We start from the raw sequence: 14,778 nt of genomic DNA on the forward strand, positions 1-14,778 counted from the left end.
GCGGTCCGTGCGACGCCGGGACCGCCGCCCCTGTTGCCCGGGGCTGCAGGTCCTCGACGGGAAAGGCTGCGGACGCCGGTCGTGAGTGGCGACGGTCGCCATGGCGACCATCGCCACTCACGGAAGAGCCGACCGGGGTCAGACCGCGCTGCCCGACGCGGCGACCAGCGGCCCCCGTCGTCCGACCGCCCACACCGCGAGTGCGAACGCGCTGGCCACCGCCCCCGCCACCGAGATCGCCGTCCACCCGCCGGCCGACCACAGCACCGTCGCCGCTGCCGAGCCGATCGCCCCGCCGACGAAGTTGCCGGCCACGAGTGCGGTGTTGAGCCGGCTGCGCGCCTCGTGCGAGATCGCGAACACGCGCGTCTGGTTGAGGATGTTCTGGGCCTGGATCGCGATGTCCAGCAGGACGACGACGACCAGCACCAGCACCAGCGAGTGCCCGGCGAAGGCCGCGACCACGAACGTCACCACCGCGAGCGCCCAGGCGACACCGCTGGCCGGCAGTGACCAGCCGCGGTCGTGCAGCCGCCCCGCTCGTTGCGCCGCGAGCGCGCCTGCCAGTCCGGCGAGGCCGACCAGCCCGATCACCGTCACGGGCAGGTGGAACGGCGGGCCGCTGAGCAGGAAGGTCAGCGCCGTCCAGAACATCGAGAACACGCCGAACCCGGTCGCGGCGATGACCAGCGTCCAGCGCAGCACCCGCTCGTGCGCGAGGGCGCGGCCGACAGACGCGATCAGCGCCGGGTAGCGCAGCCGCGTCTTGGGCTCCAGCGGGGGCACCGCCCGGTACAGCAGCACCGCGAGGACGACGGTCAGCGCCGCCGCCGCAGCGAAGATCGCCCGCCATCCCGCGAACCCCGCGACGAGACCGCTGATCGTGCGCGACAACAGGATCCCCGTCAGCATCCCGGACACGACGGTCCCGACGACCCGCCCGCGCACGGCGACGTCGGCCAGGTCGCCCGCGAGCGGCGCGAGGATCTGCCCGGCGACGGTCGTGACACCGAGCACGGCGATCGCGCCCAGCAGGAAGCCGATCGACGGCGCCAGCGCGCACGCCACGAGCGCGGCCGTGGCGCACAGCATCATCAACGGGATCAGCCGCCGTCGGTCGACGACGTCGCCGAGCGGCACGATGAGCAGGATCCCGATCGCATACCCGACCTGGGTCGCCGTGACCAGCCAGCCCGCGACGGCGGTGGGGGCGTGCAGGTCGTCGGCGATGAAGTCCAGCAGGGGCTGGGCCCAGTAGAGGTTGCCGACGGCCGCACCGCCCGCGACGGCGAAGAGGAACGTCAGCCCGCGGGTCATCACCGCGGGCGCGTCCGACCGGACCTGGATGCCGCTCACGCGGCGGCGCTCGACGTCACCGTCCGATCCTGCGCTGCCGGCGTCGATGTCGCGTCGTGGGCTGCGGCACAGGCGGTGCCGGCGGACGGATCCGTCCAGGGGCAACTCGGATGTGGGCAACTCCGATCGGACGAACGACTATTCCGAATGCAGTAGTTCACGTCGTACGCTCGCGCCGGGCCGGGGAGACCATCTGGAGGCATTGATGCCCGCACGTCGCCTTGGTCGCAGCCTTGTCCTGGTCCTCGTCGCGCCGCTCGTCGTCACGGCGTGCGTCGGAACCCCCGCCGCTCCGGCAGCGTCGTCGACGAGCTCGCAGCCGACCGCGCAGCCGACCGCGCAGCCGGCGGTCCCGCAGGGCGGCATCGACCCCGCGACCGCGTTCACCCCGGTCTCCGCGACGACTCTGACCACGCCGGCGCCCGTCACCGGCACCGACGGGAAGACCCACCTCGCCTACGAGCTGCTGCTCACCAACGCCAGCCCGGCTCCGCTGCGGCTCGACGAGGTCGACGTCCTCGACGCCGGCTCCCGGAACGTGCTGCTCTCGTTGAGCGGCCCGGCGCTCGCCGCCTCGAGCAACCTGGTCGGTGGCGACACCGGCGACGAGGGGACGGCCGAACCCACCACGGTCGGGACGCCGATCCCGGGCTCGGCCACCACGGTCGTGTGGCTCGACGTCACCGTCGACGGCGCCCCGCCAGCCGCGCTCACCCACCGCGTCGCCGCCACGATGACGACCCCCGGCGGCGACCGGCCCCTGGAGTCGACCGTCGGCCGCGTCGACGTCTCCACCGCGAAGGCGCCCGTCCTCGGCCCGGTCATGGCCGGTGGCCCCTGGTACGCCAGCGACGGCTGCTGCGCCGACGACACCCATCACCGCCGCGGCCTCGCGCCGATCAACGGGACGCTGCTCGTCCCGCAGCGCTACGCGATCGACTGGTACCTGCTCGACGACCAGCACCGCGCCTGGACCGGCGATCCCAGCAAGCTGACCAGCTACTACGCCTACGACAAGCCCGCGCTCGCGGCTGCCGACGGTGTCGTCGTCGACGCGACCGACGGCATCGCCGAGACCACCTCGGCACCCGAGCCGCCGCCGCTGCCGCCGATCAAGGACACCGTCGGCAACCACGTCACCGTCATGATCGCGCCCGGGGTCTACCTGCTCTACGCGCACTTCAAGCCGAACACCGTCGCGGTGAAGACCGGCCAGACGGTCAAGCGCGGCGACGTCCTCGGCCACATCGGCAGCTCCGGGAACTCCACGGCCCCGCACCTGCACTTCCAGATCATGACCGAGCCGACGTTCTTCCCGACCGACAGCACCCCGTTCGCCTTCGACTGCTTCGCGGTGAACGGCCAGGTCACCGAACGCATCTGGGACGACGTCCTCGGCCTGCAGCCCGACCCGGTGCTGCCGTACGCGGCGGCGACGGACACGAGCCGGCGGAGCGGACAGATGCCCCTGGACCGCAACGTCGTCACATTCTGCTGAGCCGCCCCTGCCCCGTGATCCTCCGTCGGTCCGCCGCTACGGTGGGGCCGTGGGGGACGGCGTGGCGCGGCGTGATCTGCGGGTGTCCCACGCCGAGCGCGAGCACGTAGCCCGCCTGCTCACGGCCCACTTCGAGGCCGGGCGGCTCACCCCGGACGAGTACGAGACCCGCAGCGCCGCGGCGGCGGTCGCGGTGACGCGCGCCGACCTCAACGGGTTGCTGATCGACCTGCCCGGGGTCGACGCGGTGCGGGCGCGCGAGGTCCTGGAGTGGACCAGCGGCAGGGGCGACCTGAAGCGCTCCGGCGACTGGCTGGTCCCGCCACGGATCGTGCTGCGGTCGCGGTTCGGCGACGCCGGGCTCGACTTCCGCCACGCCCGCTTCATGGAGCCGTCGGTCACGGTCGCCGTGGACATGTGGGTCGGTGACGTCGACCTGCGACTGCCGCCCGGTGGGTCGGTCGATCTCGACGGCGTCCGCACCCACGTGGGCCACGTGAAGGACAGGACGGGCGCGTCCGGGCGGCGCGGGGACCCGCACATCGTCGTCACCGGCCGGATGTACGTGGGCGACATCAGGATCCGCTGACGGTCCTCGGCGGGGGAGCAGGGCCTCGGCGGGCGGAGCCGGAGAACGGCCCGGCCGTCGGCAGCCCCGCCTCGTCGAGCGGGCGCCGCCCCGTCCGGTGGTCGTGCACGGTGCTGTCGAGGACCCAGACGACCCCGGCGAGCATCAGCAGGCCCACGATGACCGCGACGTGCAGCCAGCCGGCGACGAGCAGCACGACGCCGGCACCGACGAGCAGAGCCGCGAGGCGGACGCCCGGGTGGCGACGCGGCGCCGAGGGCTGCTCGGGCTCGGCCGCGGGGGCGGCGGTGGCGATGGTGGTGTTCATGGTCCGGTCTCCGATCCGTGCTGGTGAGGCGTCGTTCCCGATGCCTCGAGCGTGGTCCGGAGCGGGCGTCGGCGCGGTCGGCCCGGTGGAGGGTGCGGGGGACGAGACCGGTGTCGGTCGATCGGGGGACGCCCCGGACACGCCGCGAGCCCGGCCACGGGCCGGGCGAGGCGGGGCGGATCGGGTGGCGATCCCCTGTCGGGTGGGTCAGCGCTCGCTGGGCAGCGTCCCCGCCATCGGGGCCGCGGGCCGGAACTGGGCGAGTCGCAGCCGGCGGCTCCCCGTCACGTGGCCGTAGGTGACGGTGCCGACGAGCAGGAGCAGCGCGCCGAGCATCAGCAGCGAGACGTCGACCGCGGTGTGGGCGCTCGACGCGAACGCGATCGCGATACCGGCTCCGAACACCAGCGCGACGGCGCGCACGGCGTTGTGGCGCAGGGTCTCCGCTTCGCGGGGCGAGCGCTCGACGGGGGCGAAGGGGTTGGTGGGGGTGAAGGGCGCGTCCATGATCCGGTCTCCGATCCGTGTGGCCCGGGGCTGTTTCCCCGATGCCTCGAGGTTCGTCCCGAATCCGCCCCGGCACCGTCAGTCGGCCGGTGGGTGCGCGGGGCGACGCCCGTGTCCCCCGCTCGGCCCCCTCAGCCCTCGTCCGCCAATAGATGGTGGAAGTCCTCGTGGATCATCTGGCCCCCGGGCGCGCCTCGGGGTCGGGATCGGGCCGACAAGATCGGGCCGTCGGCGGAGCGCGGGATGCCGCAGGTGGTGAGGCGCGGCGGGACGTGCGCTGATGCGGGCTCGGACCGCGCGCCAGGGCTCCGCCGACCTCGACGTCGGGCCGGTTCGATCACGAACCCGGCATCGTCAGCAAGCGGTGGCGGCCCCGAGCCGACGGTCGAGCTCGACGGCGAGATGGTCGAGCGCCGCGGCGGCCCGCCGGGACAGGGCGTGGTGCGCCGGGTGCACGGCGACGACGTCGGCCCGCGGCGTCGGCACGTCCTCCAGGACGCGGACGAGGGCGCCGTCGCGCAGCAGCGGACCGACGTGCCAGAGCGAGCGCATGATCAGGCCGTGCCCGTCGAGGCACCAGCGGGTCGCGACGTCGCCGTCGTTGGTCACCATGGTGCCCGGCACCCGGACCGTCGTCTCGGCGCCGTCGGACCCGAAGCGCCACAGGGCGTGGTCGGTGTCGATCTCTCGGATGACGATGCAGTCGTGGTCGGCGAGGTCGGTGAGGCCGCGTGGCGCCGGACGGGTGGCGAGGTAGTGGGGCGACGCGCAGACGACGCGGCGGTTGGGCAGGAGCATCCGCGTCCGCACCGAGGTGTCGTCACGGCGCCCGACGCGGATCGCGAAGTCGAACGGGCTCCCGGCCACGTGCAGTGGCAGGTGCGAGAGCTCCAGCTCGACCGAGACGGCCGGGTGGGCCGCGGCGAACGCCCCCATGACAGGAGCGACGTGGGCGCGCCCGAGCCCCATCGTGCAGTGCACAGCGACGCTGCCGCGCAGGACGTCGCGGCGGTGCCCGACGTCCTCCTCGAGGTCGTTGATCAGCGGCAGGAGCCGGGCCGCGCCGGCGGCGTAGCGGACGCCCTCGTCGGTCAGGCTGAGCCGGCGGGTGCTGCGCCGCACCAGCTGTGCGCCGAGCCGGCGCTCCAGGTGCGCGAGCCGCTTGCTCACCGCCGACGTCGACACCCCCCAGCGCCGGGCGGCCTCGGTGAGCGTCACGGCCGTCGCGATGCCGTCGAAGAACTCGAGGTCGTCGAGGTCGGGGAGATCCACCTCGGCGTACTCCTTTCGTCTCGCGCAAAGGTGCTTGGGCCGAATCTCGCCTGGAACTGCCCTTTTGTGCTACCTAGGCTACAGAGAGCAGCTCAGGCGATCTCGAAAGGAAGCGCATGACGACGCACCGCATTGCTGTGATCCCCGGCGACGGAATCGGCAAGGAGGTGGTGCCCGAGGGCGTGCGGGTGCTGCGCGCCGCGGCCGCGGCCCACGGCTTCGACGTCGAGCTCGCCGACTTCGACTTCGCGTCCGCCGACTACTACCAGCAGCACGGCACGATGCTGCCCGACGACTGGTTCGAGACCCTCCGCGGCTTCGACGCGATCTTCTTCGGCGCCGTCGGCTGGCCGGAGGTCGTCCCGGATCACGTCTCGTTGTGGGGCAGCCTGTTGCAGTTCCGCCGCCGCTTCGACCAGTACGTCAACCTGCGCCCGGTCAAGCTGCTCGACGGCGTGCGCAGCCCGCTGGCCGACCGCAAGCCGGGCGACGTCGACTTCCTCGTCGTCCGGGAGAACACCGAGGGGGAGTACTCCAGCGTCGGCGGCCGGATGTTCGAGGGCACCGAGCGGGAGACCGTGCTGCAGGAGACGGTGATGACGCGCGTCGGCGTCGACCGGATCCTGCGGTACGCCTTCGATCTCGCGCGGGCCCGCCCGGAGCGCCACCTCACCTCGGCGACCAAGAGCAACGGCATCTCGATCTCCATGCCGTACTGGGACGAGCGCGTGGAGGCGATGGCCGCGGGCTACCCCGACGTGCGCGTCGACAAGTACCACATCGACATCCTGACGGCGCAGTTCGTGATGAACCCGGACCGGTTCGACGTCGTCGTCGCCAGCAACCTCTTCGGCGACATCCTCTCCGACCTCGGCCCCGCCTGTACCGGCACGATCGGCATCGCGCCCAGCGGCAACATCAACCCGGAGCGGGACTACCCCAGCCTGTTCGAGCCCGTGCACGGTTCGGCGCCCGACATCGCGGGCAAGGGGATCGCCAACCCCGTCGGCCAGATCTGGTGCGTGTCGATGATGCTCGAGCACCTCGGCGAGACCGAGGCGGCCGCGGCGGTCATGGGCGCGATCGAGAGGGTGCTCGCTCGCGGGGGCGACCTCCTGACACCCGACATGGGCGGTACCGGGACGACGAGCGGGCTGGGCGCGGCGGTCGCGGCCGAGATCGGCTGAGGAACGAGTAGGGATCGCCCCCGCGGGAACGGGGGCCCGCTCGCTGTCCCGCGGTTCGCGAAACGGGCAAAGTTCTTCTCATCGGACGGAGCGACACAAAGGTCTCTCCTCATACGAGAAGCGACGGAGCCCCCAAATGTTCAAGAGCACCTGCCCCTCCAGGTCCGGTCACGACAAGTGGAACGACGGCGGCGGCTACGGCGGCAAGAACCACGACAAGTACGACGACAAGTGGGGCGGCTACGGCGGCGGCAAGCACCACGACAAGTACGAGGACAAGTGGGGCTGCCACGACAGCAGGTCCGACCACTACGAGAACGACAAGTGGGACTGCGACTCGAAGTACGACCGCAACGACAAGTGGGACGACGACAAGTGGGGCTGCCACGACGACAAGTACTCCCACTGCAACAGCTGACCGGTCCTCTCGTGGGGGGAGGATCGATCAGGAAGCGGTTACGCGCCCGGGCGATGGGCCTCGCCCCGGGCGCGTACCCGTGTGTGGCGACCCGGGCGGCGCCTTGCGGGCCGGGACGACATAGGTAATCTCTCATTGATTACGTCGTCGGGAGCCTGTCCCTCCCGCAGCGCACGATGGGAGCCAGCCGTCCGATGATCATCGACACCTCGACGCTCGACGCCGCCTCGGCGTACAAACTGCTGATCGGGAGCATCGTCCCGCGGCCGATCGGGTGGATCAGCACGATGTCGGTCGACGGTGTCGCGAACCTCGCGCCCATCTCCTTCTTCACATGCGTCGGCCGCAAGCCGCCGATGGTGTCCATCACGATGCAGCCCCGGTCCGACGGGCAGCTGAAGGACACCTTCGTCAACGTCCGCGACACGGGTGAGTTCTGCTTCAACCTGGTCTCCCTGCCGCACGCCCACCATGCGCACCGCTCGGCCGCGGAGTTCCCCACCGAGGTCGACGAGTTCGACGTGCTCGGCCTCGGCAAGGCCCCGTCGGACGTGGTGGCGGTGCCCCGCGTCGACGGCGCCCCGATCTCGTTCGAGTGCACGCTCGAGCGCGTCATCCCCGTGGGCAACGACGATCACGTCGTCTTCGGCATCGTGCAGCGGGTCCACATCCGCGACGACCTCTACCTCGAGGGCGGCCGCGTCGACACCGCCGCCCTCGGGCCCGTCGGGCGCCTGGCAGCCGAGTACACGCTGGTGGAGAACGTGTTCACCACGCCGCTCGACGACGAGATCCTCGCGGCCCGCCACCCCGCCCGGATGCACCGGCTCGACGGCCGGCCGACGGAGTTCTCGCCGATCGCCACGAAGGCCTGGTCCCCGTCCGGGTCCGTCATTTACTGACGGCGGGCCGCGGCTGTCCCCGGCGGCGGAAAAGTCGAAAAACTTCCTCGCGAGGATGTCGAGAACGCGACCTCGGCTCCGTCTCGGGTGCACGATCGGCCATCGGGGCCGGGCGAGGAAGGGAAGACATCGTGAAGTACCTGCTGCTCAAGCACTACCGAGGCGGACCGACCCCCGTCGTCGACCACCCGCCGATCGACCGGTGGGCGCCGGAGGAGGTCGACGCGCACGTGCGGTTCATGCGCGAATTCGCCGACCGCCTCGTCGAGACCGGCGAGTTCGTCGACGCGCAGGCCCTGTCGCAGGAGGGTGCGTTCGTCCGCTCCGACGGCGCGGGACGTCCCCCGGTCACCGACGGCCCGTTCGCCGAGACCAAGGACCTCGTCGCCGGGTGGATGGTCATCGACGTCGAGTCGTGGGAGCGGGCCGTCGAGCTGGCGGGGGAGCTGTCGGCCGCACCCGGGCCGCGCGGCGAGCCGATCCACGAGTGGCTCGAGGTGCGGCCGTTCCTCACCGAGGCGCCCTCGGGGAGCGAATGAACCCGGAGCTGGTCCGCGAGCTGGTGCCCGCGGTCATCGGTGTGCTCGTCCGCCGCGGAGCCGACTTCGCGGCGGCCGAGGACGCCGTGCAGGAGGCGCTCGTGCGCGCCCTGGAGACCTGGCCCGACGATCCGCCTCGCGAGCCGAAGGCATGGCTGATCGCGGCCGCGTGGCGCAAGTTCCTCGACGCGACCCGGTCCGAGTCGGCACGCCGGAGCCGGGAGCTCGCCGCCGACGCCGAACCACCCGCTGCTCCGGCGCCCGCGGCCGACGACACGCTGCGGCTCTACTTCCTCTGCGCGCACCCGACGTTGTCGCCCGCGGCCGCGGTCGCGCTGACCCTGCGGGCGGTCGGCGGTCTGACGACGCGCCAGATCGCCGCGGCGCACATGGTCCCCGAGGCGACGATGGCGCAGCGGATCAGCCGCGCCAAGCGTCGGATCGAGGGGTTGCCGCTCGACGCGCCGGGCGACCTGACGACGGTGCTGCGGGTGCTCTACCTGGTGTTCAACGAGGGCTACGGCGGCGACGTCGACCTCGCGGCCGAGGCCATCCGGCTCGCCCGCCAGCTCGCGGCGCTCTCCGCCGAGCCCGAGGCGGCGGGCCTGCTCGCGCTCATGCTGCTGCACCACGCCCGGCGCGCCTCCCGCACCGCGCCCGACGGCCGGCTCGTGCCGCTGGCCGAGCAGGACCGGTCGTCGTGGGACACCCGCATGATCGAGCAGGGGGTGGCCATCCTGCAGGCCGCGCTCGCCCGCGACCGCCTCGGCGAGTACCAGGCCCAGGCCGCGATCGCCGCGCTGCACGCCGACGCGCCCACGGCGGCCGAAACCGACTGGGTGCAGATCGTCGAGTGGTACGACGAGCTGCTGGCGCTCACGGACTCGCCCGTCGTGCGGCTCAACCGGGCGGTCGCCGTCGGCGAGGCGGACGGTCCGCAGGCCCGTCTCGCCGCGTTGGCCGACCTCGACCCGGCCCTGCCGCGCCACGCCGCCGCGACCGCCTACCTGCTCGAACGGGCAGGCGACCTGCCCGGTGCCGCCGCCCGCTACGCCGAGGCCGCGCGCGTCGCGACGAGCGTTCCCGAGCGCGACCACCTGACCCGGGAGGCCGCGCGGCTGCGGCAGCTCACGAGGGCACAGAGGTGAGACGATGCGGCTGTGCTGCCACGACCGTCGACCGGCTTCGTGGGCCGGGAGGGCGAGCTGGCCCGGGCGCGGGCGCTGCTGCTCGGCACGCGGTTGCTGACGTTGACCGGACCCGGTGGCTGCGGCAAGACGAGGATGGCGATCGAGCTGGCGGGCAGGTCGCCGGAGGACTTCCCGGACGGCGTGCACTTCGTGTCACTGGCGGCGGTGCGGGACCCCGCGCTGGTGCCGGTGTCGACGGCCCGCGGCATCGGGTTGCAGGACGCCAGGGGCACGCCGCTGCTGGAGCACCTCAGCGGCTACCTGTCCGAGCGGGACGCCCTGGTGATCCTGGACAACATGGAGCAGGTGCTCGCCGCCCGCGGGTTCGTCGCCGACCTGCTCGCCGCCACCACCCGGCCGCGGATCCTCGTCACCAGCCGCTCGCCGCTGCACCTGTCGTGGGAGCAGGAGTTCCCGGTGCCCGCGCTGGGCGTCCCGCCGGGTGGCCCCGCCGCCTCGACGGCGTCGGTCGCCGGATGCGAGTCGGTGCGGCTGTTCGTCGCGCGGGCGGCCGCGTCGGCGCCCGGGTTCACCGTCACCGGTGAGAACGCGGCGGCCGTCGCCGGGATCGCCGAGCGCCTCGAGGGGCTGCCGCTGGCGATCGAGCTGGCGGCCGCACGGGTGAAGGTCCTGGAGCCGGCGGCGATCCTGGCGCGGCTGGAGGACTCCCTGGGGCTGCTGGTCGGCGGTCGCCGGGACGCCCCGGACCGGCACCGGGCGCTGCGCGCAACGATCCTCTGGAGCCACGAGCTCCTGAGCGAGGCGGCGAAGGCGCTGCTCGCCGTCTGCTCGGTCTTCCGGGGCGGCATCGACCTGGCCGTCCTCGAAGGCGTGTGCAGGGAGGCGGTCCACCTGCCCGTCCCCGTGCTGGACGCGCTGACGGAGCTCGTCGACCACAGCCTCGTCCGGGCCGATCCGGTGCTCGGTGCCGCCCCCAGGTTCGCGATGCTGGAGACCGTCCGCGAGTTCGCGGCCGAACAGCTGGTGGCGCTACCCGGCCACGAGCGGGTCCGCGCGGCGCACGCGGCGGCGTTCCGGGCGCTGGCCGAGGGACTGGCCCGCCCGCCGGCGGGCCCGGACCGGGTGGGCCTCGACCTGGTCGAGCGCGAGCACGACAACTTCCGTGCCGCGCTGGACCACTACGGCGAGACGGAGCCCGGTACGGCGCTGCGCCTCGCGAACCGGCTCACCGCCTTCTGGTCCATCCGCGGGCACTTCTCCGAGGGCAGGCGGCGGCTGGGCGAGCTGCTCGCCCGGGTCCCGGACGACGACCCCGAGCGGGTGGACGCGCTCAACGGTGCGGCGTGGCTCGCGACCGACCAGGGGGACGGGGCCGCGGCCGTCCCGTTGCTCGACGAGACCCTCGCCCGCGCCCGGGCCGCGGGGGACCGCGCGGGCGAGGCCACGGTCCTGTACTACCGGGGCCGGGCGTCGGCGATCGCCGGTGATCCCGCCGGCCGGGCCGACATCGAACGGGCGTTGGAGCTGCAGCTCGAGACGGGTGACGACGCGGGCATCGCCGCGGCCCTGTGGCTGGGCGGCGCGGTCGCCATCCTCGGGGAGGACCACCGGCTCGCCCGCGAGCGGCTGGAACGCTGCGTGGCGCTGTGCGAGGCGCGCGGCCTGCCGGCGATCGAGGCCCGGGCCCGCCAGCTGCACGCCATGGCCGATCTCGAGCTCGGCGACCTGGCGCGGGCACGGGCGGTGCTGACGAGGGCGGTGCCCGCCGTCGTCGACCTCGGGGACCGCTTCGCCATCGCCGTCGGGCTGAGCCTGCTGGCAGGACTGGCCGCCAGGACCGGACGACCCCGCGTCGCGCTGCGGCTCGCCGGTGCCGCCGCGGCCTACGAGGAGGTCAACCAGACCCACCGGCCGCAGAACGTCCGCGCGCGGCTCGACGCGTGGCTGGAGCCGGCTCGCGCGACGGTCGGTGCGGCAGCCGCGAAGCTCGTCGAGGGCGGGCGCGGGATGACCGTCGACCAGGCCGTCGCGTTGGGTCTGGCCGACGCGCCCGAGGACCCGTGGCGAGCCGGCCCGGGGGCGGGCCTCACCCGCCGCGAGCGCGAGATCGCCGCGCTGGTGGCCACCGGCATGACCAACCGGGAGATCGCGGGGCGGCTCCAGCTCTCGGTGCGCACCGTCGAGGTGCACGTCGACCACGCCCTGACCAAGGTCGGGCTCCGCACGCGCACCCAGCTCGCCGCGTGGCTGCACCAGGACGGTCTCGCCCCCGGAAATACGTAGCGACCTACGTAGTCCTTCTCACGACGTCGCCGCTCGGCCGGTCCACCGTTGCCGCCATGACGACACGCACACGTTCGGCGGACTGCCAGGTGCTGGTCATCGGCGCCGGCCCGGCCGGGCTGGCCACCGCGATCACCGCCATCCGCAACGGCGCCGGGGCGCTGGTGGTCGAGCGGCACCCGGGCACGTCCATTCATCCGCGGGCCACCGGGGTGCACCTGCGCACGATGGAGCTGCTGCGAACCTGGGGTCTGCGCCGCGAGGTCCGAGCGCTCGACGCCCGGGTCCGTCCGCTGCGGTCGGTGTCGCCGACCCTGCGCGAGGCCACCCCGGTGCCGATGGGTTACCCGACCGACCCGAGGGAGGTGCTCGCGGTCAGCCCGGTGCTGCCGGTCTGCTGCCCGCAGGACCGCCTGGAGCCGGTGCTGCTCGACCACCTGCGGGCGCTGGGCGGCGAGGTCCGGTTCGGGGTGGAGCTCGTCGACCTGGTCGACGACCGCGCCGGGGTCACCGCGACCCTGCGCGACCGGGCCACCGGAGCCGCCTCCGTCGTGCGGGCCCGGTTCGTGGTCGGGGCGGACGGCACGCGCAGCGTCGTCCGGCGGTTGTCGGGGATTCCGCTGGAGCGCCTCGGCGAAATCGGGGAGTTCGTCCTCGTGCACTTCGCCGCGAACCTCGACGACCTGCTCGGCGAGGACCGCCGCTTCGGCATGTACGTCGTCACCCATCCGGACGCCGAGGTGGTCGTCGTCCGCGCCGGCGGCGACCGGTGGTCCCTGGCCCGGCAGTGGTTCCCGGAACGCGGGGAGTCACCGGCGGACTTCACGCCGGACCGCTGCGTGGAGCTCGTCCGCACCGCCGCCGGGGACCCGGCCCTCGACGTACGAGTGCTGACGCACATGCCGTTCACGATGGTCGGTGAGCTGGCAGCCACCTTCCGCGCGGGAAACGCCTTCGTGGTCGGCGACGCGGCGCACCGGATGACGCCCGCAGGCGCGCTCGGGATGAACACGGCGATCCAGTCGGCGCACAACCTGGGCTGGAAGCTGGCCTGGGTGGCGCGGGGGTCGGCCGGAGAGGCGCTGCTGGACACCTACCACGCCGAGCGCAAGCCGGCGGGCGAGCGGAACGCGCGCCGGTCGCTGGAGATGCTGGAGGTGCCTCCGACGGACGGCGAGTGGACCGTCGACCTGGACCGCCGGTACGTCTCCGCTGTGATCGCGCCGACCGGGTCGCACCTCGGCGGCGTGCTCCCCGGACGCCGGGCGCCACACGCCTGGGTGTCGGTCGCCGGCCGCCGCCGCTCACTGCTGGACCTGTTCGACGGCCGGCTCACGCTGATCGTCGGCCCCGACGCGGACGGTTGGCGGGCCGCCGCGGCGTCCTCGCCCGTGCCGGTGCAGGTCCTCGGAATCGGCCGGGAGCTGGGGTGCGACGCGCAGCGGCTGGCCCGGCGGTACGGCGTCGCCTCCGGCGGCGCGGTGCTCGTCCGCCCGGACGGCCATGTCGCCTGGACCTGCGCCAGGGCCGCGGAGCCCGTCGGCCGGCTGCTCGCCGCCGTCGACCTCGCCCTCGGGCGGGCCGGTGGTTACGCGCTCGCCGCATCCGCGTAGCCGCCCCGACCTGAGAACGGGGCACAGGTGCGGCACCGTGACGAGCCGGGACCCGGGGGCGTCCCTTCCTGGGCCCGGCGTCTCGACCCCGACCGGGTACGCCGGCTACCCCTCGCTGTACTGAGCCCGCGCCGAAACGTACTCGTCGAGTCCACGCAGGTGCGCCTGCACGGCGTCGGCGGGCAGGAACGACGACCGGAAGGAGTTCGCCGCGAGCGTCTGCAGTTCGGCGACGGTGAGGCCGAGGGTCTCGCGGACCGCGTCGAGGTTGTCCCCGACGTAGCCGCCGAAGTAGGCGGGATCGTCGGAGTGGACCGACACGTTGAGCCCCACTCGCAGCATCCGCGCGACGGGATGGTCGGCGAGCGTGTCGCAGCCGCGCAGCCGGACGGTCGAGAACGGGCAGACCGTCAGCGGCAGCCCCGTCCCGACGAGATGCGCGACGAGCGCCGGATCCTCCAGCGACCGCAGGCCGTGGTCGACCCGTTCGACGTGGAGCGTCCGGATCGCCTCCCACACGTACTCCGCCGGACCCTCCTCACCCGCATGCGCGACGACGTGCAGGCCCGCCGCGCGGGCGTCGGCGAAGACCTGCGCGAACAGGCCCGGGGGGTACCCGACCTCTGCGGAGTCGAGACCCACACCGACCAGCTTGTCGACGTGCGGCAGTGCCGCGGCGAGGGTGGCTGCGGCGTCGTCGACGGGACGGTCGCGCATCATGCAGAGGATCAGCCCGGCGGTGAGCCCGTGTCGCTCCCGCGCCGTCGACGTCGCGGCGTACAGCCCGTCGATCACCGTCTCGATCGGCAGGCCGCGGGCGACGTGGGCCTGCGGGTCGAAGAACATCTCGACGTGGCGGACGCCTTGGGCCGCAGCGCGTGCGAGGTAGGCGTCCGCGACGTCGGCGAAGTCGGCCGGCGTGCACAGCACCGCCATGACCGCGTAGTAGACGTCGAGGAACGACTGCAGGTCGGCGAAGTCGTGCGCCGCGGCCAGCTCGTCGGGTGTGGCCCAGGGCAGCCGCACACCGTTGCGCGCGGCGAGCGCGAAGGCGGTCGCCGGCTCGATCGTGCCCTCGACGTGGACGTGCAGCTCCGCCTTGGGCAGGCCCATGACGAACTCGCGCACCGTACCGCCTCTCGCGCCGGCCCCGACC

14 protein-coding genes are annotated in these 14,778 nt (G+C 73.5%); 9 read left to right on the plus strand and 5 right to left on the minus strand.

The window, feature by feature from the left end; translation table 11 throughout:
- Window positions 1–138 precede the first annotated feature (138 nt).
- Window positions 139–1,356, minus strand: a complete 1,218-nt coding sequence (locus tag PSED_RS03545; RefSeq protein ID WP_013672893.1) for an MFS transporter — start codon at window positions 1,354–1,356, stop codon at window positions 139–141.
- A gap of 205 nt (window positions 1,357–1,561) precedes the next feature.
- Here PSED_RS03545 and PSED_RS35450 point away from each other — a divergent pair, with 205 nt between their 5' ends.
- A complete protein-coding gene (locus PSED_RS35450; protein ID WP_013672894.1) occupies window positions 1,562–2,854 on the plus strand; it encodes a M23 family metallopeptidase in 1,293 nt (430 codons plus the stop codon).
- Window positions 2,855–2,903: 49 nt separating this feature from the next.
- Window positions 2,904–3,443: a DUF1707 SHOCT-like domain-containing protein gene (locus PSED_RS03555; RefSeq protein ID WP_013672895.1), complete on the plus strand. Its 540-nt coding sequence runs from the start codon at window positions 2,904–2,906 to the stop codon at window positions 3,441–3,443.
- On the opposite strand, the gene PSED_RS03560 is transcribed toward PSED_RS03555, so the two are convergent.
- The 3 genes from PSED_RS03560 to PSED_RS03570 all read right to left on the minus strand — a co-directional run bounded on the left by PSED_RS03560 (window position 3,430) and on the right by PSED_RS03570 (window position 5,529).
- A complete protein-coding gene (locus tag PSED_RS03560) occupies window positions 3,430–3,750 on the minus strand; it encodes a hypothetical protein (RefSeq protein WP_013672896.1) in 321 nt (106 codons plus the stop codon). The two genes, PSED_RS03555 and PSED_RS03560, sit on opposite strands and share 14 nt — an antisense overlap.
- 207 nt (window positions 3,751–3,957) lie before the next feature.
- Entirely contained in the window at window positions 3,958–4,257 is a 300-nt protein-coding gene (locus PSED_RS03565) for a hypothetical protein (RefSeq protein WP_013672897.1), read from the minus strand.
- A gap of 354 nt (window positions 4,258–4,611) precedes the next feature.
- A complete protein-coding gene (locus tag PSED_RS03570; protein ID WP_013672898.1) occupies window positions 4,612–5,529 on the minus strand; it encodes a LysR family transcriptional regulator in 918 nt (305 codons plus the stop codon).
- A gap of 116 nt (window positions 5,530–5,645) precedes the next feature.
- Between PSED_RS03570 and PSED_RS03575 the strand changes: the two genes are divergently transcribed.
- The 7 genes from PSED_RS03575 (at window position 5,646) to PSED_RS03605 (ending at window position 13,622) form a co-directional block, all read left to right on the plus strand.
- Complete coding sequence (locus PSED_RS03575) at window positions 5,646–6,716, plus strand: tartrate dehydrogenase (RefSeq protein ID WP_013672899.1); 1,071 nt, start codon at window positions 5,646–5,648, stop codon at window positions 6,714–6,716.
- Between the two features lie 136 nt (window positions 6,717–6,852).
- Complete coding sequence (locus PSED_RS03580) at window positions 6,853–7,134, plus strand: hypothetical protein (RefSeq protein ID WP_013672900.1); 282 nt, start codon at window positions 6,853–6,855, stop codon at window positions 7,132–7,134.
- Window positions 7,135–7,328: 194 nt separating this feature from the next.
- Window positions 7,329–8,036, plus strand: coding sequence for a flavin reductase family protein (locus PSED_RS03585; protein WP_013672901.1), 708 nt, complete (start codon window positions 7,329–7,331; stop codon window positions 8,034–8,036).
- Window positions 8,037–8,164: 128 nt separating this feature from the next.
- Window positions 8,165–8,575 (plus strand): YciI family protein, encoded by a 411-nt coding sequence (locus tag PSED_RS03590; RefSeq protein WP_199796637.1) that lies wholly within the window; start codon window positions 8,165–8,167, stop codon window positions 8,573–8,575.
- A complete protein-coding gene (locus PSED_RS03595) occupies window positions 8,572–9,723 on the plus strand; it encodes an RNA polymerase sigma factor (RefSeq protein WP_013672903.1) in 1,152 nt (383 codons plus the stop codon). Before PSED_RS03590 ends, PSED_RS03595 begins: the two co-directional genes overlap by 4 nt.
- Window positions 9,724–9,735: 12 nt before the next feature.
- Window positions 9,736–12,009 carry an ATP-binding protein gene (locus PSED_RS35455; protein WP_041759241.1) on the plus strand — a complete coding sequence of 758 codons (2,274 nt, stop codon included), beginning with the start codon at window positions 9,736–9,738 and terminating at the stop codon, window positions 12,007–12,009.
- Between the two features lie 56 nt (window positions 12,010–12,065).
- A complete protein-coding gene (locus tag PSED_RS03605) occupies window positions 12,066–13,622 on the plus strand; it encodes an FAD-dependent monooxygenase (RefSeq protein ID WP_013672905.1) in 1,557 nt (518 codons plus the stop codon).
- Between the two features lie 105 nt (window positions 13,623–13,727).
- Here PSED_RS03605 and PSED_RS03610 read toward each other — a convergent pair whose 3' ends face one another.
- Entirely contained in the window at window positions 13,728–14,750 is a 1,023-nt protein-coding gene (locus PSED_RS03610) for an adenosine deaminase (RefSeq protein ID WP_013672906.1), read from the minus strand.
- Window positions 14,751–14,778 lie beyond the last annotated feature (28 nt).

Source organism: Pseudonocardia benzenivorans CB1190 (assembly GCF_000196675.2).
Taxonomy (GTDB): Bacteria; Actinomycetota; Actinomycetes; order Mycobacteriales; family Pseudonocardiaceae; genus Pseudonocardia; species Pseudonocardia benzenivorans.

Bases quoted from the DNA above. Each gene is read 5' to 3' on its own strand.
- PSED_RS35450 (WP_013672894.1), top strand. From the start codon at position 1,562: ATGCCCGCACGTCGCCTTGGTCGCAGCCTTGTCCTGGTCCTCGTCGCG.
- PSED_RS03560 (WP_013672896.1), bottom strand. From the start codon at position 3,750: ATGAACACCACCATCGCCACCGCCGCCCCCGCGGCCGAGCCCGAGCAG.
- PSED_RS03565 (WP_013672897.1), bottom strand. From the start codon at position 4,257: ATGGACGCGCCCTTCACCCCCACCAACCCCTTCGCCCCCGTCGAGCGC.
- PSED_RS03575 (WP_013672899.1), top strand. From the start codon at position 5,646: ATGACGACGCACCGCATTGCTGTGATCCCCGGCGACGGAATCGGCAAG.
- PSED_RS03580 (WP_013672900.1), top strand. From the start codon at position 6,853: ATGTTCAAGAGCACCTGCCCCTCCAGGTCCGGTCACGACAAGTGGAAC.
- PSED_RS03585 (WP_013672901.1), top strand. From the start codon at position 7,329: ATGATCATCGACACCTCGACGCTCGACGCCGCCTCGGCGTACAAACTG.
- PSED_RS03595 (WP_013672903.1), top strand. From the start codon at position 8,572: ATGAACCCGGAGCTGGTCCGCGAGCTGGTGCCCGCGGTCATCGGTGTG.
- PSED_RS03605 (WP_013672905.1), top strand. From the start codon at position 12,066: ATGACGACACGCACACGTTCGGCGGACTGCCAGGTGCTGGTCATCGGC.